Annotated in this window: 20 protein-coding genes; 12 read left to right on the top strand and 8 right to left on the bottom strand. The window is 47.1% G+C overall.

What is annotated here, in order from left to right; translation table 11 throughout:
* Positions 1–7: 7 nt before the first annotated feature.
* From nuoH to CLV42_RS08600, 7 genes are read left to right on the top strand one after another with little or no spacing between them, the layout of a single operon-like run.
* The gene (nuoH, locus tag CLV42_RS08630; RefSeq protein ID WP_211303415.1) at positions 8–1,045 is read left to right on the top strand and encodes an NADH-quinone oxidoreductase subunit NuoH; all 1,038 of its coding nucleotides are present in this window, start codon (positions 8–10) and stop codon (positions 1,043–1,045) included.
* A gap of 26 nt (positions 1,046–1,071) precedes the next feature.
* Complete coding sequence (gene nuoI, locus CLV42_RS08625) at positions 1,072–1,581, top strand: NADH-quinone oxidoreductase subunit NuoI (protein ID WP_106601507.1); 510 nt, start codon at positions 1,072–1,074, stop codon at positions 1,579–1,581.
* Between the two features lie 49 nt (positions 1,582–1,630).
* Complete coding sequence (locus tag CLV42_RS08620) at positions 1,631–2,128, top strand: NADH-quinone oxidoreductase subunit J family protein (RefSeq protein ID WP_106601506.1); 498 nt, start codon at positions 1,631–1,633, stop codon at positions 2,126–2,128.
* A 47-nt stretch (positions 2,129–2,175) separates the two neighbouring features.
* On the top strand, positions 2,176–2,493 hold the full coding sequence (gene nuoK, locus CLV42_RS08615) for an NADH-quinone oxidoreductase subunit NuoK (protein ID WP_089828312.1): 318 nt from the start codon (positions 2,176–2,178) through the stop codon (positions 2,491–2,493).
* Between the two features lie 43 nt (positions 2,494–2,536).
* Positions 2,537–4,441, top strand: a complete 1,905-nt coding sequence (gene nuoL / locus CLV42_RS08610) for an NADH-quinone oxidoreductase subunit L (protein ID WP_106601505.1) — start codon at positions 2,537–2,539, stop codon at positions 4,439–4,441.
* Between the two features lie 45 nt (positions 4,442–4,486).
* Positions 4,487–5,923, top strand: a complete 1,437-nt coding sequence (locus CLV42_RS08605; RefSeq protein ID WP_106601504.1) for a complex I subunit 4 family protein — start codon at positions 4,487–4,489, stop codon at positions 5,921–5,923.
* A gap of 27 nt (positions 5,924–5,950) precedes the next feature.
* Positions 5,951–7,324, top strand: a complete 1,374-nt coding sequence (locus tag CLV42_RS08600) for an NADH-quinone oxidoreductase subunit N (RefSeq protein WP_106601503.1) — start codon at positions 5,951–5,953, stop codon at positions 7,322–7,324.
* 72 nt (positions 7,325–7,396) lie between these two features.
* Here CLV42_RS08600 and CLV42_RS08595 read toward each other — a convergent pair whose 3' ends face one another.
* On the bottom strand, positions 7,397–8,443 hold the full coding sequence (locus CLV42_RS08595) for a phosphotransferase enzyme family protein (RefSeq protein ID WP_106601926.1): 1,047 nt from the start codon (positions 8,441–8,443) through the stop codon (positions 7,397–7,399).
* Between the two features lie 78 nt (positions 8,444–8,521).
* Positions 8,522–9,535, bottom strand: a complete 1,014-nt coding sequence (locus tag CLV42_RS08590) for a LacI family DNA-binding transcriptional regulator (RefSeq protein WP_106601502.1) — start codon at positions 9,533–9,535, stop codon at positions 8,522–8,524.
* 55 nt (positions 9,536–9,590) lie between these two features.
* Between CLV42_RS08590 and CLV42_RS08585 the strand changes: the two genes are divergently transcribed.
* The 5 genes from CLV42_RS08585 (at position 9,591) to CLV42_RS08565 (ending at position 14,988) form a co-directional block, all read left to right on the top strand.
* Entirely contained in the window at positions 9,591–10,862 is a 1,272-nt protein-coding gene (locus CLV42_RS08585) for an ABC transporter permease (protein ID WP_106601501.1), read from the top strand.
* A 32-nt stretch (positions 10,863–10,894) separates the two neighbouring features.
* The gene (locus tag CLV42_RS08580) at positions 10,895–12,235 is read left to right on the top strand and encodes a gluconate:H+ symporter (protein ID WP_106601500.1); all 1,341 of its coding nucleotides are present in this window, start codon (positions 10,895–10,897) and stop codon (positions 12,233–12,235) included.
* Positions 12,236–12,257: 22 nt separating this feature from the next.
* Positions 12,258–12,719: a RidA family protein gene (locus tag CLV42_RS08575; RefSeq protein ID WP_106601499.1), complete on the top strand. Its 462-nt coding sequence runs from the start codon at positions 12,258–12,260 to the stop codon at positions 12,717–12,719.
* A gap of 69 nt (positions 12,720–12,788) precedes the next feature.
* Complete coding sequence (locus tag CLV42_RS08570) at positions 12,789–13,892, top strand: D-TA family PLP-dependent enzyme (RefSeq protein ID WP_106601498.1); 1,104 nt, start codon at positions 12,789–12,791, stop codon at positions 13,890–13,892.
* 22 nt (positions 13,893–13,914) lie between these two features.
* Positions 13,915–14,988: a dipeptidase gene (locus CLV42_RS08565; protein WP_106601497.1), complete on the top strand. Its 1,074-nt coding sequence runs from the start codon at positions 13,915–13,917 to the stop codon at positions 14,986–14,988.
* Here the strand turns inward: CLV42_RS08565 and CLV42_RS08560 are convergent, their stop codons facing one another.
* The 6 genes from CLV42_RS08560 to CLV42_RS08535 all read right to left on the bottom strand — a co-directional run bounded on the left by CLV42_RS08560 (position 14,989) and on the right by CLV42_RS08535 (position 21,280).
* Complete coding sequence (locus CLV42_RS08560) at positions 14,989–15,381, bottom strand: hypothetical protein (protein WP_106601496.1); 393 nt, start codon at positions 15,379–15,381, stop codon at positions 14,989–14,991.
* A gap of 107 nt (positions 15,382–15,488) precedes the next feature.
* Entirely contained in the window at positions 15,489–16,220 is a 732-nt protein-coding gene (locus CLV42_RS08555; RefSeq protein ID WP_146154344.1) for a hypothetical protein, read from the bottom strand.
* An 85-nt stretch (positions 16,221–16,305) separates the two neighbouring features.
* Positions 16,306–16,752 (bottom strand): 50S ribosomal protein L9, encoded by a 447-nt coding sequence (gene rplI, locus CLV42_RS08550; RefSeq protein WP_106601494.1) that lies wholly within the window; start codon positions 16,750–16,752, stop codon positions 16,306–16,308.
* A gap of 61 nt (positions 16,753–16,813) precedes the next feature.
* Positions 16,814–17,080, bottom strand: coding sequence for a 30S ribosomal protein S18 (rpsR, locus tag CLV42_RS08545; RefSeq protein ID WP_106601493.1), 267 nt, complete (start codon positions 17,078–17,080; stop codon positions 16,814–16,816).
* Between the two features lie 4 nt (positions 17,081–17,084).
* Positions 17,085–17,435 (bottom strand): 30S ribosomal protein S6, encoded by a 351-nt coding sequence (gene rpsF, locus CLV42_RS08540; RefSeq protein ID WP_106601492.1) that lies wholly within the window; start codon positions 17,433–17,435, stop codon positions 17,085–17,087.
* A gap of 581 nt (positions 17,436–18,016) precedes the next feature.
* Positions 18,017–21,280 (bottom strand): Ig-like domain-containing protein, encoded by a 3,264-nt coding sequence (locus CLV42_RS08535; RefSeq protein ID WP_106601491.1) that lies wholly within the window; start codon positions 21,278–21,280, stop codon positions 18,017–18,019.
* Between the last annotated feature and the right edge of the window lie 170 nt (positions 21,281–21,450).

The raw sequence follows: 21,450 nt of genomic DNA, 5'->3' as shown, positions 1-21,450 counted from the left end.
GTATTTGATGAACATAGACTGGTTCTTTATCCTCGAAAAGATCGTACTGATATCAGGCGTACTGGTGATATCACTGGTAGTCGCTATGTATTCCACATGGGGTGAAAGAAAAGTAGCAAGTATAATTCAGGACAGGATTGGTCCTAACAGGGCTGGTTTTATGGGATTACTGCAGCCGCTGGCTGATGGTGGTAAACTCTTCTTCAAAGAGGAAATTATCCCCGGCAGTTCCAACCGTTTCTTATTCATTCTCGGTCCTTCCCTCGCAATGATCGTAGCTTGTATGACAAGCGCGGTAATACCCTGGGGAGATACACTGACCATTGCAGGTCATTCCATATCGCTGCAGATCGCAGATATTAACATCGGTATCTTATACATTTTCGGAGTAGTGAGCTTAGGTGTGTATGGTATTATGCTGGGTGGATGGGCTTCCAACAATAAATACTCCCTGCTGGCATCCGTGCGTGCCGCTTCCCAGATCATCTCTTACGAACTGGCTATGGGCTTGTCGCTGATCGCACTGCTCATGATGACCGGTACTTTAAGTATCAAAGAAATTGTAGAACAGCAGCGTCATGGCGGCTGGAACGTATTATATCAGCCATTGGGCTTCGTGATATTCCTGGTATGTTCCTTTGCAGAGTGTAACCGTACACCGTTTGACCTGTCAGAAGCGGAGAGTGAGCTGAATGGTGGATACCACCTGGAGTACTCTTCCATGAAACTGGGCTTCTACCTGTTCGCAGAGTACATCAATATGTTCATTAGCTCTGCGCTGATGTCAAGCCTGTACTTCGGTGGTTATTCCTTCCCATTCATGGACAGCCTTGGACTGGCGCCTAACCTGGTGACCATCCTGGGAACAGCAGCGTTGTTCATCAAGATCATCTGCTTCCTGTTCTTCTTTATGTGGGTACGCTGGACGATCCCGAGGTTCCGCTACGATCAGCTGATGCGTCTTGGCTGGAACTACATGATCCCGCTGGCACTGGCGAATATGTTAGTAACTGGAGCGATCGTACTGTATCGCAGTACACATTAATTAACGACTTATTTTAATAGCATAATATGCAAGCTTTAACAAGTAGGGCAAGACAGGTAGACCGCAAGCCGATGACCTTCATCGAGAAGATCTATCTGTGGAATATTTTAAAGGGAATGGTGATCACCTTCAAGCATATCTGGAAAAGGAAGGAGACAGTGCGTTATCCGGAGCAGAAGCGTCCGTTCAGCCCTGTATTCCGTGGTCTGCATATATTGAACCGTGATGCTGAAGGCCGTGAGAACTGTACTGCCTGTGGTTTATGTGCAGTAGCCTGTCCGGCAGAAGCCATCACAATGGAAGCAGCAGAAAGAAAACCAGGTGAAGAGCACCTGTACCGTGAAGAGAAATATGCTGCCCGTTATGAGATCAATATGCTGCGTTGCATTTTCTGTGGTTTTTGTGAAGAGGCTTGTCCGAAAGATGCTATCTATCTGACAGAAACATTTGCACCTGCTAACTACAATCGCGAAGGTTTCATTTATGGAAAACAGGACCTGCTGATCCCAGCACCTGGAGAAAAGAAAAAAGCATAATAAAAGACAGTCTTAGCTAAAAAACATAATAGTCATTATAGCAATGGGAATGAGTTTACAACAAATCGTTTTCGGGGTACTTTCAATCATCGCAATCATATCCGCTCTTGGCGTGATATTGAGCAAGAACCCCGTTACCAGTGTCCTTTGCCTGATAGTAACCTTTTTCACCATAGCGGGGCACTATATTATGCTCAACGCACAGTTCCTGGCTGTGGTGCATATCATCGTATATGCAGGAGCGATCATGGTATTGTTCCTGTTTGTGATCATGTTAATGAACCTGAATGCAGAGATAGAACCGCAGAAGCGTAACTGGCTGAAATATGCCGGTGCTATCAGCGGTGGCGCCCTGTTGCTGGTATTACTGGGTGCACTCCGTGAAGCCGATGTAACACCTATTCAACCCGGGTCTGCAGATATAGGCCTGATCTCCAACCTTGGTAAAACTTTATTCAATCAATACGTAGTTCCTTTTGAAGTTAGTAGCATCCTGTTCCTGAGTGCAATGGTAGGTGCAGTTATCATCGGGAAAAGGGAATCATAACCACAACGTCTGTAAATCGTCATTGATCAATTTGTAATTCTTTAAAGATGCCTGTTCAATATTACATTTTCTTAAGCATAGCACTCTTTTGTATTGGGGTGACGGGTGTGCTGATGCGCAGAAATGCCATTATTATTTTCATGTGCGTAGAGCTGATGCTGAATGCAGTGAACCTGCTGCTGGTAGCCTTCTCTAAAATGTGGGCAGACGCCGGCCGTGTAGATGCCAGCGGAGCGCAGATCTTTGTATTCTTTATCATGGTGGTAGCTGCTGCGGAAGTTGCTGTAGGACTGGCCATCATCGTGATGGTGTACAGGAATTCACAGTCGGTGGATATTAATATCATGAACAGGCTGAAGAACTAACAGCTTGAATCGTAATTGTAAATCGTAATTAGTATTTGAATAGATGATACATCTAGTTTGGCTGGTACCATTTTTACCATTATTAGGATTCCTGGTGAATGGATTGGGAAGAAGATACCTCTCCAAATCACTGGCGGGTATAGTAGGAAGCGGAGCTGTATTAGCTGCCTTTGTAATTAGCTTGCTGATATTCCTGGAAGTGAAAACCCCCGGGTTTCAGGCACAGGTAGTTTCGTTGTTTGACTTTATTTCTGTAGGTAGCCTGCACATTCCATTCGCATTCCAGGTAGACCAGCTGAGCGCTTTATTTTTGCTGATCATTACCGGTGTTGGTTCACTGATCCATATTTACTCCACTTCTTACATGCATGATGAAACCAGCGAAGGGTTTGCGCGTTATTTCGCTTACCTGAACCTGTTCGTTTTCTCCATGCTGATACTTGTACTGGGCGCCAACTACGTGATGATGTTCATCGGATGGGAAGGCGTAGGGCTCTGCTCTTACCTGCTCATTGGGTTCTGGTTCAAGAATACCGCTTATAACAATGCTGCCAAGAAAGCCTTCATCATGAACCGTATCGGTGACCTCGGCTTCCTGTTGGGCATCTTCGGACTGATCGTGAAATTTGGTAGTGTTACTTTCCCTGAAGTATTTGAAAAAGCAGCAGCAGTTGGCCAGGGTGATAAGATGATCCCTGTTATTGCTATCCTGCTGTTTGTAGGTGCTGCCGGTAAATCTGCGCAGCTGCCTCTATATACCTGGCTGCCCGATGCGATGGCGGGCCCTACGCCGGTATCTGCCCTGATCCACGCTGCTACGATGGTGACGGCAGGTATCTATATGATCGCACGTAGCAACGTGTTATACACCCTGGCGCCATGCATTCAGACCGTTGTGGCCATCATAGGTCTGGCTACAGCAGTGCTGGCAGCTACCATCGCCCTGAAACAGGATGATATCAAGAAAGTACTGGCTTACTCCACAGTGAGCCAGCTGGGATATATGTTCCTCGCACTGGGTGTAGGTGCTTACACTACTGCAGTGTTCCACGTAATGACACACGCATTCTTTAAAGCCCTCCTGTTCCTTGGTTCCGGTTCTGTGATCCACGCAATGGGTGGTGAGCAGAATATCAATAAAATGGGCGGACTGAAAAAATACATGCCGGTTACGCACATTACCTTCCTGATCGGCTGTCTGGCTATCGCCGGTATTCCTGGTCTGTCAGGTTTCTTCTCCAAAGATGAGATCCTCGCTGAAACTTTCGCCTTCAATAAGATCATGTATGCAGTAGCCCTGATCACAGCGCTGATGACTGCCTTCTACATGTTCCGCTTATACTACATCACTTTCTGTGGTAAGTTCCGTGGTACACACGAACAGGAACATCACCTGCACGAAAGCCCGGTTGCTATCACTATTCCGTTGATCTTACTGGCTATTCTTTCTGTAATAGGTGGCTATGTTGGTCTGCCGGAAGTATTTGGCACCCACAGCATCCTGAAAGAATACCTGGCGCCTGTATTTGCAGGCTCTGTACCATTCGTACATGAACATGAGCACCTGGCGCATAATACTGAATGGCTGCTGATGGGATTAAGCTCTGCACTGGTGATTATCACGATCTTCTTCGCACGCAGCTGGTACCGTAATTATGAAGACAATGGAGAACCACGTACCGGTATTGCCAAAGTACTGGAAAACAAATGGTATGTGGATGAGTTATACGATGCTATCATAGTGAAACCCCTGATGATGCTGAGCCGTTTCTTTGAAGAAGCGATCGAAAAATCAGGTATTGACAGATTGGTAAATGGCGTAGGCCGTGGCGTACACTGGAGCAGCCAGCAGTTTAGACTGCTGCAGAACGGACAGGTAGGCTTCTACATCTTTGCCATGGTAATCGGAATGGTAGTATTATTTGTGATAGGCTTTCTGCTGAAATAGGAGAAACCAGCATCATCATTAAAAAGGACAAGTTTAGATAAAATTATGTTGACAGTATTACTCATATTGATTCCTTTAATTGCGGGCCTGATTACGTTTGGTCTGAAGGGGTCTGGACCGAAAGCGCTGGGTTTGATAGCATCCCTGGCTTCGCTGGCAGTAACGCTTGGTGCCTTGTTCCAGTTCCGGACAGCTCCGGCCAGTCTGCAGTTCAATGCAAGCTGGATACCTCAGCTGGGTGCGCAGTTTAGTGTGGGGCTGGATGGCATGGGCCTGATGCTTTGTTTACTGACATCCATCTCTTTCCTGCTGATCTTTATTGTTATTTTCAACAGAGAGTATGAGCGTGCTAACAGCTTCTACGGTCTGATGCTGCTTTCTCAGGCAGGACTGGTAGGTGTTTTCACGGCTTATGATGCTTTGTTGTTCTACGTTTTCTGGGAGCTGGCACTGATTCCGGTGTACTTCCTCTGCTCACTCTGGGGGGGCGAAAAACGTATTCCTGTTACATTCAAATTCTTCGTATACACCTTTGCAGGTTCATTGCTCATGCTGGTAGGCCTGATCTACATCTACCTGCAATCACCCGACCATTCCTTCAGCTACGCCAGCTTTACCAATGGCAGCGTGGCGCCGCAGGACCAGTCATGGTTGTTCTGGCTGTTCTTCGTAGCATTTGCTATCAAGATGCCGATCTTCCCTTTCCATACCTGGCAGCCGGATACCTACGAACAGTCTCCGACCCCTGTTACAATGGTGCTTTCCGGTATCATGGTGAAGATGGGTTTGTTTGGTGTGATCCGCTGGTTACTGCCTGTATTGCCGAAAGGTGCTTATATGTGGTCTGATGTGGCTATCGTACTGTCTATCATCGGTATTATCTATGCATCCTGCATCGCTATCGTACAGTCAGACATCAAACGCCTGATCGCTTACTCTTCCATCGCCCACATCGGCCTGATGAGTGCAGCTATCTTCACCAACAATGAACTGAGCTTACAGGGTATGATGGTGCAGCTGTTCAACCACGGTATCAATATCATCGGCCTCTGGATCATCGTAGAGATTATCCAGCAGCGTCTGAAGATCAGGAACCTGAACGAGATGGGTGGTATCGCACAGTATGCTCCGGGTATCGCTATCTTCCTCGTGACCATCAGCCTGGCTAATATAGGATTACCACTGACCAATGGATTTGTCGGGGAGTTCCTGATGTTCAGCGGTCTGTACCAATATAATGTATGGTTTATGGCAGTTGCCGGACTGGGTATCATCCTGGCAGCAGTTTATACACTGAATATGGTGCAGAAAGTGATCTTCGGTCAGAGCAATGCGCTGACAGAAACCACTACAGACCTGAAGGCAAATGAGCTGTTGGTACTGAGCATTATTGTAGTGATCATTCTGGTACTGGGTGTATATCCAAAGCCTATGCTGGAACTGGTAAGCAGCACTACTGAATTGGTTAACAAGGTTTATTAAAAAGTTGTTCTTTCGTAACACAGGAATATGAATGCATTAATATCTACTGCTTTATCGGGCGTTGTAATGATGTTTGCGGGTTTATTTGTAAGTAATAAGCAGCGCATTAAGTATATAGCCATTGTTGTCGTGCTGGCTTGTCTGGTAGCCAACCTGGCTGAGTTATCTACCATTGAAGCAGGTGACCGTACCCTGTACGGCATGATCACTGTCAGCCGTTTCAGCATTCTGTTCAATGCTATTGCATTGGGCGCTACACTGATTTTCTTCCTGCTGTCGGGCAGTGCATTTGAAAATGTAGGAGAACATGTGGCGGATTATTTCGCACTGGTCTTTTTCATCCTTTCAGGTATCACTTTAGCTTCTACTTTCAGCAGTTTATTAATGCTTTTCCTGGCAATAGAGATCATTTCTATTCCACAGTATATACTGGCAGGCAGCGATAAAAAGACGCCTAAAAGCAGCGAGGCTTCCCTGAAATACTTCCTGATGGGGTCCTTCTCTACCGGCATCCTGCTGATGGGTATCACCCTGATCTATGGTGCTACCGGTACTTTCAATGTGGCTGACCTCGGACTGGGCGCCGGCAAGGTGAATACACTGGCACTGTGCGGTATCATCCTGGTGGCTTTCGCATTATCTTTTAAAGTATCTGCAGCGCCTTTCCACTTCTGGACGCCCGATGTATATGATGGTTCACCTACCGTATTTACTTCTTTCATGGCAACCGTGGTAAAAGCAGGTGGCTTCATCGCTTTCATCAGGATCTTCCATGGCGCCTTTATTGGTGAGCGTATTTCGGCAGACTGGCAATTGCTGCTGGCTATTATCACAGCCGCAACCCTGATCATCGGTAACTTTACAGCCGTATTCCAGCAGAGCGTAAAACGTATGCTTGCTTACTCCAGTATCGCCCAGGCGGGTTTTATGCTGCTGGCAGTGGTATCTGTCAACACATACGCTACACAGGGTATTGTATTGTATGCAGCCGCTTACAGCATCGCTACCATCGGTATCTTCGCTGTAATGATCAAACTGAAGGATTATACTTTCGATGGCTTTAATGGGCTGGCACGTACACAACCTGTACTGGCAGTTACGACCGCGATCTTTGTATGCTCACTGGCAGGTATCCCGCTCACAGCAGGTTTCTTCGCTAAATATTTTGTACTGACAGCTGCTGTAAAGCAGGGCAACCTCTTATGGCTGGTAATTGTAGCCGTGATCTGTGCTGCCATCAGTGCTTACTATTACTTCCGTGTCATCATTGCGATGTACTTCAAACAAGGTGAAGCAGAAACGGCGCCTATCACCGGCGGTTTCAAAGTGATGCTCATTATCACAGCAGCGATCGTGATACTGCTGGGTATCTTCCCCGGACTCTTACTACAGCTTATTTAAGATAAATAGAAATAGAAAAACCGGCCAATCGGCCGGTTTTTTTGTTGGTGCTGCTTTTCAAACGAAGTGGCGTTAGTGTGTCGCCACAGAAGAAAGAGTTTGTTCTTGTTGCGTAATGCTTTCAAGCAGAGTAAGCTGGTTCCTCGTCCGCAACAGGTTATGTTGCTCATATCTTGCGCCGTAATAAATATCATTATTGAAGTAATCCGTCAGAAAGCGGATGGCCTGCATATAGACCATAAACTGTCCCGCATAAACAAGGTGCGCACGCTCTGTAACACTCAGTTCATCTCTCATTTCACTGAGGTAGCCATTCATGATCGCTGTATAGTATTCCCTTCTTACCTGCACCTTGCTGAGATCCGTTTCTTCTTCACTGACAGGAGAAAGATAGGTACGCATCATATCTCCGAAATCACTGATAAAATAACCCGGCATTACAGTATCAAGGTCTATCACGCAGATGCCTTTGTTATCCGCGTCAAACAGCACATTGCTGATCTTCGTATCATGATGCATGACTCTCACTTTAAAGTAAGGGCTATGCCGGATGGCGGCGAACACTTCTGTCAAATGGTTATATCTGCGGATCGTATTGATGTCTTCCTGCGCTTCGGCAATACGTGCAGGATTGCCTTGTTTCACTGCCTGCTCGAATTGTGCATAACGTAAAGTAAGGTTATGAAAATCCGGCAGGGTCACCTTTATCTCATTGGCGTCAATGCCTGACAATAACTTTGTAAAACGCCCGAACTGCCTGGCCGCTTCATATGCCAACTGTTCATTGTTCACCACATCATAACTGTATGAGTTGGCCACAAATGGCTGCAGACGGAAATATTCTCCCTCCGGCGTAATGACCATATCCCGCTTGTCTGTGGTTTGTACCGGCTGCACAAAGAAATAATCAGGATGATATTGATCCAGGTAATGACCTATAGCACTGATGTTCTGTGCAATCAGTTCAGGCTTCTTAAATACCTGGTGATTGATGCGCTGCAGGATATAAGTTTTATCAGCATAGGATACTTTCCACGTAGCATTAATAAGCCCGCTGCCGAAAGGTTGGATGCGACATTCATCCATCACTAATCCATAAGCTGTTAATATTCCTTGCATTGCTGGTTGATAAAATTGCGATGCTTCAAACATAACAATAAGAATTGAGAGAATAGTTGGACAAACGGTTGCGCAAATTTATCTGCCGGGCGCCATCACGAGCCGGGAGTCGATCACAATCTGCTGGTACTGATCCGGCGCCAGTTTACCCGACAGCAATTCCAGCAGGATCTCAGTAGCTCTTTGTCCCTGAAGGTATGGATACTGTTCCACAGAGGCCAGGGGAGGGAAAGCCATATAACTACTCAATGGCAGATTGGCGTAACTAACGAAGGTGATATCCTTATTGATCTCCAGGCCCTGCTCAAGTGCATATTGTACTGCATCCTGGGATACATAGTCGTTGAAGGCCACGATAGCCGTGATCTTTCTTTTATGTGCCAGCAGCTGCTGCATCGCATGGCGGGTGCCTTCTTTGGTGAGATCGGCGTTTACATTGAGACTGGCATCGTATTTTAAGCGTTGTAACTGCATGGCTTTCTGATAGCCAGCGGTACGTTGCTGACTGGCAATCATTTTTTCAGGACCGTTGATCATTCCGATAACACGGTGACCGCGTTGCAGCAGGAGAGAGACAGCCTGTATAGTGCCCGACTCCATATTCGAAGCCACATAATGAATATTGGGCATATTGGGAATACGGTCGAAGAATACAACAGGGATATTGTACTTCCGCAGCATCTCGAAATGTGCGTAATCCACGGTATTCTTGGCGAGGGAAACCAGTAGTCCGTCCACCCGGTGGTTCTTCATTATTTCCACAATCTTTTGCTCCCTGATCGTATCATCGTGAGATTGGCCCAGCAGGACCATATAATTGCTCTTATTAGCCGCGTCTTCTATACCACTGATGGCGGCAGAGAAGAAAGCTTCTGATAATTCGGGCAATACAATACCCAGGGTAAAAGTTTTTTTCTGCTGAAAGAAAATAGCGGTCTGATTGGGCTCATATTGTAATTCCCGGGCCAGCTCCTGTACTTTCATCCTGGTTCTCAATCCGATACGCGGATGATTGTGCAGCGCCCTGGAAACGGTGGAAGCAGCCAGATTCAGCCTTTTGGCAATTTCTTTTATGGTTGGAGGATTCGGCATCAGGCCATTTGTATAATAAAAGTAGCGGAAAAAAACTTTTTATTAACTTTAAATCATGCAGTTCCGTGACACATTTTCCCTCGCCTTTCGCTCTGTTAGCGGCAACCGTTTGCGCGCAGGGCTTACCATAGCCATCATTGGTTTTGGTATTATGGCCCTGGTAGGCATTTTTACCGCCATAGACAGTATGAAGAACAGTATCTATAGCAGCTTTGCCAATATGGGGGCCAACAGCTTCAATATTCAGAGCAGGGAACTGAAGATACGCATTGGTGGCGGAGGTGGAGCAACAAAAGGCGACAAAAAATCCAAAGTAAAAACGTCCAATAGTAATATTCCCATTACTTACAAGGAAGCTATGGACTTTAAGCAAAAGTATACCTTCCCTGCTGTGGTAAGCTTGTCAACCAATGCTACCAGCAATGCCACTGTGTATAAAGACGACAAAAAGACGAATCCCAACGTACGCGTAATAGGAGGGGATGAGAACTATTTGCGTTTGTCCAATTATACACTGCGCGATGGCCGTAACCTGAACCTGCTGGATGTGGAATCAGGCAGGAATGTGGTCTTGCTGGGTATGGATGTGGCAAAGAAGCTGTTCGGGGACAACCTGCGGAATGTGGTCAACAGTAGCATCCGTGTGGGGAATGTACGATATCGTGTAGTAGGTGTATTAGAGCCAAAAGGAAATAGTGGTTTTATGAGCGCCGATAATGTGGTCATTACAACGGTCAACAATACACGCAGGATATTTAATCGTCCGAATGTGACATACAATCTGGGGGTTTCTGTAACAGATATCTCCAGGATGGAAGCGGCTATAGGCGAAGCTACTGGCCTGTTCAGGGTTATCCGCCATCTTACACTCAAAGAAGAAGAGAATTTTTATATCAATAAAAGTGACAGTGTTGCTGAAATGCTGTTTAACCTGTTAGGTGTGGTCGTATTTGCGGCTGTCCTGATCGGTGCGATCACATTGTTTGGTTCTGCCATCGGATTAACGAATATTATGTTGGTATCGGTAGCTGAGCGTACCCGCGAAATTGGTGTTATCAAGGCATTGGGCGCCACCAGGAAGGTAATATGGCAGCAGTTCCTGTATGAAGCTGTTATCATTAGTCTGTTGGGTGGTTTACTGGGTGTGATATTGGGAATGCTGGTAGGTAACATCGTATCATTATTATTGAAAACCGATTTTATCATTCCGTGGCTATGGATAACAACAGGAATAGTGATCTGTGCGGCTGTAGGGCTGGTATCAGGTATTTATCCTGCCATTAAGGCTTCCCGTCTGGATCCGATAGTTGCATTACGTTACGAATAATTAACAGGCTATTGCCAACATTCCACTAATTCATGGCTTTAATAGGTGTAGTATTTGCTTCCATCCTGCTGCTGGTATTACTGGTAGCTTATTTCCGCTTAAATACATTCATTGCATTCCTCATTGTATGCCTCTTTATGGGGCTGGCGCTGAACGTCGTCAGGGAACCTGCGCAGAGAATGTCTATTGCTGATATTACCCAATCCATTCAGACTGGAATTGGCAAGACCCTGGGCTCACTGGTTATCATTATCGTGTTTGGCAGTATGCTGGGTAAACTGGTAGCGGAAAGCGGTGCAGCACAACGGATCGCCAATGGACTGATGCAGGTATTCGGACGTAAATATGTGCAGTGGTCACTGATGCTGACAGGCTTTATTGTTGGTATTCCCTTGTTCTATAATATCGGTTTCGTACTGATGGTGCCACTGATCTTTACGGTGGCCGCCCGTACCAAATTACCCGCGGTGTACCTTGGTATTCCGATGCTGGCCTCCTTATCGGTCACACATGGCTATTTACCGCCGCATCCTTCGCCTACAGCCTTAGTAGGAGCCTTCCATGCCAATATGGGATTAACGCTGATATACGGCCTCCTGGTGGCTATTCCGGCTATTGTGCTGGCAGGCCCTGTCTTCAGCCGTTTCCTCAGGAAATATACACAGGAACCTGCACAGCTGTTCACCACAGCCGCCCTGCCGGATGATCAGTTGCCAGGCCTCGCTACAAGTATACTGGCCGCCTTGCTGCCTGTATTGCTGTTGGCCAGTACCTCTTTGCTGAAACTCAAAGCTGCACCTGACAGTGCGCTCTATAACATCGTCAGCTGGCTGGGAGACCCTGTCATTGTGATGTTATTGGCAGTGCTCAATGGTGCATATGTATTAGGCATCCGCAGGGGATTACCGATCAAAAAGGTAATGGGCATTATGGAAGATGCGATCCGTGATGTATCTGTTATCATCCTCATCATTGGTGGTTCCGGCGCATTGACACAGATGTTGCTGGATAGTAAAGTAAGTGATGTGATAAAAGACGGATTAGGCAGCATGCATATGAACCCGCTGATATTAGCATGGAGCATTGCAGCATTGATCCGTGTAAGCGTAGGTTCTGCTACCGTAGCTGGATTGACCGCAGCGGGGATCGTAGCACCATTGGTAGCCGGTACAACAGTACACCCGAGCCTGATGGTGTTGGCCACCGGAGCCGGCAGTTTGATGTTCTCTCATGTGAATGACGGCGGTTTCTGGATGTTCAAAGAATATTTTAATTTGTCTGTGAAAGATACTTTCAAAACCTGGTCAATCATGGAAACGATCGTTTCTGTTGTAGGACTGATCGGGTGTTTGATCTTAAACATCTTTATTTAACTTATAAGCAAAACAGTGATCTATGACACCAACAGAAAATTTTAAAGCATTAGGATTGTCATTACCTCCAGCACCGGCGCCACTGGGCGTATACAAACCATGCCTCGTAGATGGCAAATACCTGTATCTGTCTGGTCACGGTCCTGTACAGGATGATAAGAGCCTGATCATTGGTCGTATTGGTGTTGACTTCGATAAGGACCAGGGTAAGCTGGCTGCAAGACAGGTGGGCCTCACCATGCTGTCTACCATCGTAGCTAACCTGGGTAGCCTGGATAAGGTGAAACGTGTGATCAAAGTATTGGGTATGGTGAATTGTTCACCTGACTTTGAACGTCATCCTTATGTTATCAATGGTTGCAGCGAACTGTTTGCAAAAGTATGGGGTGAAGAAAATGGCATTGGCGTACGTAGTGCAGTCGGCTTTGGCTCATTACCTGATAACATTCCGGTAGAGATTGAAGCACTGTTTGAATTGCATTAAATCAACCGGCGTGAAGGCCGTTGTTATTTTCAATAGCTGATACTTCATTCCGGGTCTTAATTTACAATCATGCATTGGTACGAATTACACAATATCAATACTGTCGATACTCCTGCGGTACTTGTTTTCCCGGAGCATATGCAGGAGAACATCCTGCTGTTAAAAAAGACAGTAGGAGATGTACAGCGTCTGCGGCCGCATATCAAAACGAGCAAGATGATAGAAGCTGTGCAGCTGCTGATGGAAGAAGGTATCAATAAGTTCAAGTGTGCCACTATTGCGGAAGCAGAGATGCTGGGATTAGCTGGTGCTGCGGATGTGCTGTTAGCTTATCAGCCGGTCGGCCCGAAAATAAGCCGGCTGCTGCAGATAGTGGAACAGTATCCTGATACAAAGTATTCCTGCCTGGTAGATAACCGCACTGCTGCAATGGCTATCGCTGCCTTGTTCCTGGCCGCACAACGCACCATTCCTGTATATCTTGATCTGAATATAGGCATGAACAGAACAGGCATTCCTGCGGGCGATACGGCGCTTGAACTCTACCAGGAGCTGCAGCATATGCCAGGGATCAGACCTGTTGGCTTACACGCATATGATGGTCATCTGCATGACACAGATGTTGTCCTACGCAGGGAAAAATGTGATGCAGGTTTTGCGCCGGTAGCAACGTTAGCAGCCACTATCACTGCTGCAGGGGCGGCGGCTCCGCAGATCATAGCTGGCGGTACACCTACCTATGCATTTCATGCAGCACGCCCCGGTGTAGAATGTAGTCCGGGTACCTTCATCTTCTGGGATTGGGGATACCGGCGGGAACTTCCCGAACAGGACTTTGCATACGCCGCTGTAGTGGCAACCAGGGTGATCTCTGTTATTGATGACAAACATCTGTGTATAGACCTTGGACATAAGGCTATCGCATCTGAAATGCCGCAACCCAGAGTGCTATTCCTGGATGTACCTGGTGCAATACCGAAGGGACATAGTGAAGAACACATGGTTGTGGAGGTACCGGATACTTCCTTATATCCTGTAGGGACGGTTTTCTACGGTATTCCGGTACACATTTGTCCGACAGTAGCTTTGCACGATCGTGTAGGAGTAGTGGAAGACAATAATTGTGTTGCCTATTGGAAAGTAATAGCCCGCGACAGAAAGATCATGATCTAATTTATCAAAAAGAAATACTGACATGTTTATAATAGACGCGCATCTTGATCTGAGCATGAATGCGATGGAATGGAACCGTAACCTGCGATTGCCGGTAGAAGATATCAGGAAGCGCGAGGTGGGAATGACAGATAAACCGGATCGTGCAAAGGGAGTGGTATCATTCCCTGAACTGCGTAAAGGAAATATCGGGTTGGTAGTGGCTACGCAGATAGCGCGATTCGTTGCACCTGATAATCCCTTACCAGGCTGGTTCTCACCTGAACAGGCATGGGCCCAGACACAGGGACAGCTGGCCTGGTACAAAGCGATGGAAGATGCAGGGGAAATGGTGCAGATCAACAGTCTGTCAACCCTCGAGAAACATCTGGCCTTGTGGAATGATGGTACGCCTAATACCAGCAAACCTATTGGTTATATCCTCAGCCTCGAAGGAGCAGATTCAATTGTGGATGTCAGCTACCTGCAGCGTGCTTATGACAATGGTCTTCGAGCTGTTGGTCCTGCGCATTATGGCCCCGGCCGTTATGCACAGGGGACAGATGCCACCGGCTTCATGGGACCGAAAGGGCATGCCCTGCTGAAGGAAATGGAAAGACTGAACATCATCCTGGATGCAACGCATTTGTGTGATGATAGTTTCTGGGAAGCAATGGAACATTTCCATGGACATATATGGGCCAGCCATAATAACGTACGTGCATTGGTCAATCATAACCGGCAATTCTCTGATGAACAGCTCAAGGAACTGATCAGCAGGGGAGCAGTAATAGGTGGTGCAATGGATGCCTGGATGATGGTACCCGGATGGGTGAGAGGCGTGTCTCAGCCTAAGGAAATGGGAGCCTCCCTGGATGTACTGGTGGATCATATGGACCACATCTGCCAGCTGGCAGGCAATGCATTGCATGTGGGAATAGGATCCGACCTGGACGGCGCTTTCGGAAAGGAGCAGAGCCCTTATGACCTGGAAACGATCGCCGACCTGCAGAAGATACCTGCTTTATTTGCAAAGAGGGGATATTCCGCAGCGGATATTGACAACATTATGCACGGCAACTGGTTAAGATTCCTGCGTAAAGCCTGGGTATTGTAGCTAATAAAATAACTGTGACAGGACATTGGTCATGTCATTATTCACTGGTTTCAGCTCCTGGAAACCAGTGAATTGCTCTGGCGTAAGGGTTGCCTTCAGTTTTCTCTGGAAGCCGTTCTGAAAGCTTTTTAGCTTGGTATCGTATGCCTTTTGGTTACTATTAATCATCGGAAGGATAGTAGCCCGCTGTTGCAGAAAATTAGTAATAGCGCTCAATATCTTCGGTTGCTGGGCTTCCGTTAACGTCAATGCCGTTTTCAGTTTATTGGTAATGGACTGGGCATTACCTTCAAGATTGGAAAGGGGCGCCTGTTGTACCTGTGCCTGACTGGCAGAGAAGACAAAAGTCAGGACTGCCAGCAATAACAATGATATCCGTAGCGTGTTTTTCATCTGAGGGGATTTATAAGGAAGTTAATGTATTTGCTGCATCCCTGAAAGGGGTAAATAAAAAAGGAACACCGCATGATGTTCCTTTTTCTTCTGATGAACAGATCCGTTTATTTCATTATCAGTTTAACCGGCTTGGGTACTTCATTCATATCACTGTCAAGTACGACATATTCGGCTTCAATCGTCTTATTATCGAGCCATTTCATTTGTCCCGGACCCCACTTGTCAAACTGTACTTCCCCTTCGTGTATCAGCTTATTATCCCGGTAGGAGAATAGCTGGAAGCCATTGTGATTGAACCCTGCGATCAGGTCAACTGAAGCGCATATCACATATTTATGATCAGGAGAGATGACAGGGACGCCCCATATATGGGTGGTGTCTCCGTTATCGGCGTTGACCAGCACATAGTCACTGGATTCATAGTAACTGCCAAAAATGAGATATTGGTGGATATCGGGCAGGTAGCCAGCATAAAAGTAAATGCAGTACCCGTTGTCGTCTTTGGTATTATTGGCGAGGGTGTGTGTTTCACCACTATTGAGTGTAAACTGCAGGGCATCGCCGACACGCTTTACACGTGCCTTATCTTTATGCAGGAGGCTGGTTTCTACACTGTCGTAATCTGGATCAGGTAGTTTCTCGAAGGAAGAATGTTCCAGCGGGAGGATGGTAAAAGACTTGTTACCGACAGCGAAGTTGTCTGTATTAACGGGTACTTTTCCGGTTGAGGGAGCTTCTTCTATATGTGAAGTATCTGAAGCGCTGTCACTGGTGTCCTGTCCATTGCAGGCTGCCATCATGCCTGCAATAAAAAATAGAGGTAAATACTTTTTCATATGATGGCGCAAAGATAAATAACCACATAAAAAAATCCCGTCTCATTTAGCACGAGACGGGATTTTTTAGAAAGAATATGTAGACTTATTCAGCTACTACTTCAAATTCCAGTTCAGCTTCGTTGCCTTTACCGAAATCCAGTCTTGCTTTGTAAGTACCTAACTCTTTTACGTCATCCAGGATGTGGATGCGGCGACGATCGATTTCGTAACCTTTCTGCTCTTTAATAGCACGTGCGATCTGCACACCAGTTACGCTACCGAAGATCTTACCGGAAGTACCGGTTTTAGCGCCAATTTTAACGGGACCTGCTTTCAGCACTTCCACCACTTTGGCAATTTCAGCCAGCATTTTCTCTTCTTTCACTTTCTGCACTTTCAGGCGCTCCTGGAGTTGCTTCAGGTTGGAAGGGCTAGCTTCTACCGCAAATTTCTGCGGGATCAGAAAATTCCTGGCATAACCGTTTTTAACGGACGCCAGCTCATTTTTCTGGCCCAGGTTATCTACGTCTTGTATTAAGATTACTTGCATTGTTAATTAGTTTTAAGGACCTTTAATTCCCTGGCAGAGGCCAGGAAGCCAGTAGGTTTGTTTACTTTAAAAGGTCAGTAACGTAAGGTAACAAAGCCATTTGACGGGCTTTTTTAATAGCCTGCGCTACTTTACGCTGGAATTTCAGGGAGTTACCAGAGATACGACGAGGTAACATTTTACCCTGATCGTTCAGGAATTTCTTCAGGAACTCAGCGTCTTTGTAATCCACATACCGGATGCCTAACTTCTTGAAACGGCAATATTTCTTAGCGCGTTTCTCCTGTTTTACGGCGGTTAAGTACTTAATTTCTTGTTTTACTGCCATAATTTTAAGCTTCTGCGGTTTTAGAATCAGCGTTCACGCCATGTCTTTTGCGGCCATTGTACTGTACAGCATATTTGTCTAATGCTGTGATCATGTGACGCAGTACATTTTCGTCACGGTTCAGCTGGATTTTCAGCTTCTCATTGAGGTCGGATGGCGCGCTGTACTCCAGTACCAGGTACATGCCCGTGGTCTTTTTCTGGATTGGGTACGCCAGTGATTTTAATCCCCAGGGATTTTCGTGCGTTACATCTCCGCCGTTCTCTTTAATGAGATCAGCGAATTTTTTCTGAGCAGCTTTGTAGTCTTCCTCAGACAGCACAGGGGTAAAAATCACCATCAATTCGTAGTTCATAAATTTCCCTGTTTTAAAATTTGTTAAAAAAAATTAGGAGTGCAAAGATACTGAAATTGCTGACACCAGCAAATAAAAGCCGGGATTGATTTCGGGGGATGGGGCCTACGGCTCGTTCGGGGATTATCACCCGACCCGGGGGGATCGTCCCCAATGGGGTACCATCCCTACCCGGGGTTATCACCCCGGTCTACAAACAATGGGACTCCTACCGGAGTCCTATGATGGTTTGTTTAATGACGTTTGTTCCGTGGTAGAGATTCCGTGGAGGTTCGGTGGAGGCTATATCCTATAGGCTCTCTAGTCCTACATTACAGGCACTATTGTATAGCCGTGGCTATAGGAAGTGCCTGTAATGCTATAGTAATGGGCCTATAGGATATAGCCTCCACTGAATCTCCACCGGATCTCAACCGAATACATCCCCTTAATTGAATGCTTGCAGGTTAATATAACTAGTTGTATTTCAGTTATGTAAAAGCTACTTGTTTGTAGGCCGCGTTGCAAACCCGGGGACAAAAATTAAAAAACCGGCCCGTATTCAATACGGGCCGGCTGAATTAAAGGCTTTTTCAGAAAGATCAGTGGCTAACAAGTATCTTACTAGTCTGGATGCCTTCCTTGCTTTGTACGCGCAGGATATACACCCCATTAGACAAATTGCTGATATCCAATGTCTTGATGTTTCTTCCTTTGTTTACAGTAGTCAGCGTCGTCTGTCTTACATGACCCTGCATGTCAACCAGCTGCAGAATGGCCTGTCCCGGCCTTTCAATATCCAGGTACACCTGTAACTGGTGGCCGAAGATACACCAGAAGAGTTTCTGTATCAGGTCTTTAAGGGTGATAATCACCCTTTCATTGCTGCTATAGCTGACAGTGCCGTCCAGTCCGACTGTTTTCAGTCTGTAATAAGACAGTCCCAGCCATGGGCGGGTATCATACGTTACATAACTATTGGGCAGTGAGGTGGTACCATGAGCTGCTACGGTGTCAATAGATTCGAATTGCTGCTGATTGCGGGAGCGCTGTATCACAAAATAAGCGGTATTCAGCTCATATGGCGTGCTCCAGGTCAGTTTTACATCTCCGGTATCAACAGTGGCAGAGAAGTCCTCCAGCGGCGCCGGATGGGCCAGTACGTGCAGGTTATAGTTGGTCTGCACAGGGTAGTGGTCAGTAGTGGTGCTGCTGTAACTGTTCACCAGTTTTTCCACCTCTTTTCTCACACGGGCAGATCCGGGGAGGTAGCTCAGGGCCATTTCGTCAGAAGCCAGCACGTTGTCAATTACCGTGTTAAAAGATGCGGTAGATTGCTGGCCTTGTAAACTGAGCGGCAGGGTCAGCGGCTTATAGTGTGTGCTGTCATCGATGAAGTCTATATAAGAAGTGGTCGTGTCCGGTGCCAGTTCTGTCGTAATCGTTTTATCAAGCGCGTCATTGAAGTCGCCAAGTATTACCAGGTTGGCGGTCGGATACTGGGCATCCAGGCTGTCTTTCAGTTCCAGGTTGCCGTTTTTACGCCTGTGCCAGGACTCGATCTTATCTGCTGCAGTGCCGGTATTGGCTTTTGCATGCAGCAGTACAAAGCGGATCAGGGCGCTGTCATTATTCAGCTTAGCCCTGGCTTCCAGGAGGAATGGGAACCTGCCGGACGACCAGTTGTAATAGGCATTGCTGCTGCCACCACGACGTAATACACCGTAAGAGCTTAATCCCTTGATAACTGATGTTTTATAGAGGAACGCCAGTTTCTGGGCGGAAGTATAGTCAACATCCTTAATACTATCAGCATAAGAACCGAAATCAGAGATGATATAGCTGTATCCCGGCATCTGGTTGGCCACCGCTCTGAAACGGGCGGTATCTACCACTTCTGCCAATGCAAAGATGTCTGCATCCAGTTTCTTAAGGATGGTGGTCACATTGGCCTGTTGCAGGCTGTCATTGGCCGGATTCTGTACCGGGCTACCGAACCATTCGATATTCCAGTTCACGACTTTCAGCGAGCGCAGAGAGGTGCCGGAAAGCTTAATCGCTGGTACATGGATGCTGTCGCTGTCGAAGGTGATTGTACCGGTATAATTCTGATTAGCCGCAGCGGGCTGGAATTTCACCCATACAGTCTTGGGGCCGTTGAGTGAATCTGGCAGATAGATCAGCGATTGGCTGTATACACCATTGCTGTCTTTCGCTATAGAGAATCCGGAAGATGAAATGAGGCTCAGGCTGTCAATAAAGTCATTGGCCTGGAAGGTAAATGGCAGCGGTGCTGATTGTTGTCCTGCGGCCACGTAATCAAAGTCAATGCTGCTGGTATTCAGGTCCAGGGATGGCTTAGGCGCCTCAGGACTATTGGTGATACGGAAGTTATCCAGGGTCCAGCGGGCCGCGCCAATAGAAGGGGAAGAAGTATATACAAAAGCGATATAGACATTAGGCTGCTTGAATGCCGCCAGGTTGATACTGTCTGAAACAGTCCAGGTATCCGACAACAGGGCAGGGAAACGTCCGTTCACTGGCGTCCAGGTGGCAGTATGCGGGTTGCTGGCGCCGTCATAGTTGGCAGACACCATCAATTGCAGGCCAGGACCGGAGAATGCGGTACGGCTGTCAAAATCCAGCAGCGGATAGTCAAAACCGGAAAGATCAAAGGCTGGAGAGATCAGCCAGTCTTCATTTTCTATTGGACCGCCACTATATCCGTTGATCTGTACACCGTTTCCACTCTGTCCGAAGGTGGTACAATCCCACTTCTGGGCGCCGGTTACACTGTATTGTCTGAAACCACTGGTGATGCTACCGGTAATGCAGGCGTTGAAGTCGAACGACAGCTGCTGGGCGCCGGTGGCGAATGCCCAGGTCGTGTTGTCTGTGATGCCTGCGAATACATTGTCGCTAAGGTCCAGTATGGCGCCATCATCCAGGGTGATATAGTAGCTGTGCTGTGGCTGTAAGGTTACGGCCAGGGTCAGGGTCTTGTTACTGATGATCACTGTCGCGCTATCTACAGGAAATACCTGCTGCGTATTGGCCGTCACGTTGTGTAGTATCAGCTGACCACTACCAGCCTTGATATTTTCGGTAAAGAAGATAGAAGGCTGCGTGGCTGGTGATACGCCAGTGCTGTTATTAGCCGGGAAGAGGCTGTCAATAGCTGGCGGTGTTACATCTGCACCGGAGCTGCCGGCTACAATGTTATCAATAGCAAACGAAGGACGGGAGCCGGCCCCGCTGATCTGACGGTTTACCCAGCGCAGCTGTACCAGTGGCTGGTTATCGCAGGCTGCTGGCAATGTCAGCGATCTGTGGGCGGAATCCAGTGGTGTAGTCACACCCGACCCGGTTTGCTGCGTAGTACCATTCTGGTACTCAATGCCGGTGATATTGGTAAAATTGCCGGTGTTCCCGATACGGTACTGCAGGGTTACTTCGTTGATACGGGTGTTGCTGGTACCATCATAAGGATTACGCAGCGTCATTACGTCGTACTGAAAGGCAATGTTGGTCTGGCCTGTGGTATTCAGTGCGAGCACGAGCGAGTTATCCACACTGCCGCTATTGAGAAAGCCCAGTTTTCCGGAATAGTTATATACGCCGTTGGCAGTGCTGGAAGCGCCGCCTGTTACAAGGGCCTTGTCAGATGCCGGTGGCAGGACATTAAAATTGCCAGAAGGCGATCCGGAGAGTGTCCATCCCTGCCATCCATCCGGATAGGTGGTGGCGGAAGCGGGTAAGGTACTGAATGGCTGCTGATAAGGCAGCGGCTGGGCAGCGGGTTGTGTCTGCGCATGGGCATTGGCAAAACAAACTGCGGCAAAGAAAAGGAGTAAAGGTCTTTTCATGTAAACAGAGGTTTTTATAAAGAGGGTTTGGGTAAAAACTTACATCTCAACAGTCATCGGGGTCAGGATGTTAAAACTACAATATTTGCGTTACATGTTAGGGTGGGTTCATATGATTTATTTGTTAAGCCAGCGAGGAAAAGTGTCATTTCTGCAGATAGCGCCCTTAT

Source organism: Chitinophaga ginsengisoli (genome assembly GCF_003014595.1).
GTDB classification, from domain to species: Bacteria; Bacteroidota; Bacteroidia; order Chitinophagales; family Chitinophagaceae; genus Chitinophaga; species Chitinophaga ginsengisoli.
This window is presented reverse-complemented; position numbering and strand designations above follow the sequence as displayed.

Bases quoted from the DNA above. Each gene is read 5' to 3' on its own strand.
- nuoH (WP_211303415.1), top strand. From the start codon at position 8: ATGAACATAGACTGGTTCTTTATCCTCGAAAAGATCGTACTGATATCA.
- nuoI (WP_106601507.1), top strand. From the start codon at position 1,072: ATGCAAGCTTTAACAAGTAGGGCAAGACAGGTAGACCGCAAGCCGATG.
- CLV42_RS08620 (WP_106601506.1), top strand. From the start codon at position 1,631: ATGAGTTTACAACAAATCGTTTTCGGGGTACTTTCAATCATCGCAATC.
- nuoK (WP_089828312.1), top strand. From the start codon at position 2,176: ATGCCTGTTCAATATTACATTTTCTTAAGCATAGCACTCTTTTGTATT.
- nuoL (WP_106601505.1), top strand. From the start codon at position 2,537: ATGATACATCTAGTTTGGCTGGTACCATTTTTACCATTATTAGGATTC.
- CLV42_RS08605 (WP_106601504.1), top strand. From the start codon at position 4,487: ATGTTGACAGTATTACTCATATTGATTCCTTTAATTGCGGGCCTGATT.
- CLV42_RS08600 (WP_106601503.1), top strand. From the start codon at position 5,951: ATGAATGCATTAATATCTACTGCTTTATCGGGCGTTGTAATGATGTTT.
- CLV42_RS08595 (WP_106601926.1), bottom strand. From the start codon at position 8,443: ATGCAAGGAATATTAACAGCTTATGGATTAGTGATGGATGAATGTCGC.
- CLV42_RS08590 (WP_106601502.1), bottom strand. From the start codon at position 9,535: ATGCCGAATCCTCCAACCATAAAAGAAATTGCCAAAAGGCTGAATCTG.
- CLV42_RS08585 (WP_106601501.1), top strand. From the start codon at position 9,591: ATGCAGTTCCGTGACACATTTTCCCTCGCCTTTCGCTCTGTTAGCGGC.
- CLV42_RS08580 (WP_106601500.1), top strand. From the start codon at position 10,895: ATGGCTTTAATAGGTGTAGTATTTGCTTCCATCCTGCTGCTGGTATTA.
- CLV42_RS08575 (WP_106601499.1), top strand. From the start codon at position 12,258: ATGACACCAACAGAAAATTTTAAAGCATTAGGATTGTCATTACCTCCA.
- CLV42_RS08570 (WP_106601498.1), top strand. From the start codon at position 12,789: ATGCATTGGTACGAATTACACAATATCAATACTGTCGATACTCCTGCG.
- CLV42_RS08565 (WP_106601497.1), top strand. From the start codon at position 13,915: ATGTTTATAATAGACGCGCATCTTGATCTGAGCATGAATGCGATGGAA.
- CLV42_RS08560 (WP_106601496.1), bottom strand. From the start codon at position 15,381: ATGAAAAACACGCTACGGATATCATTGTTATTGCTGGCAGTCCTGACT.
- CLV42_RS08555 (WP_146154344.1), bottom strand. From the start codon at position 16,220: ATGAAAAAGTATTTACCTCTATTTTTTATTGCAGGCATGATGGCAGCC.
- rplI (WP_106601494.1), bottom strand. From the start codon at position 16,752: ATGCAAGTAATCTTAATACAAGACGTAGATAACCTGGGCCAGAAAAAT.
- rpsR (WP_106601493.1), bottom strand. From the start codon at position 17,080: ATGGCAGTAAAACAAGAAATTAAGTACTTAACCGCCGTAAAACAGGAG.
- rpsF (WP_106601492.1), bottom strand. From the start codon at position 17,435: ATGAACTACGAATTGATGGTGATTTTTACCCCTGTGCTGTCTGAGGAA.
- CLV42_RS08535 (WP_106601491.1), bottom strand. From the start codon at position 21,280: ATGAAAAGACCTTTACTCCTTTTCTTTGCCGCAGTTTGTTTTGCCAAT.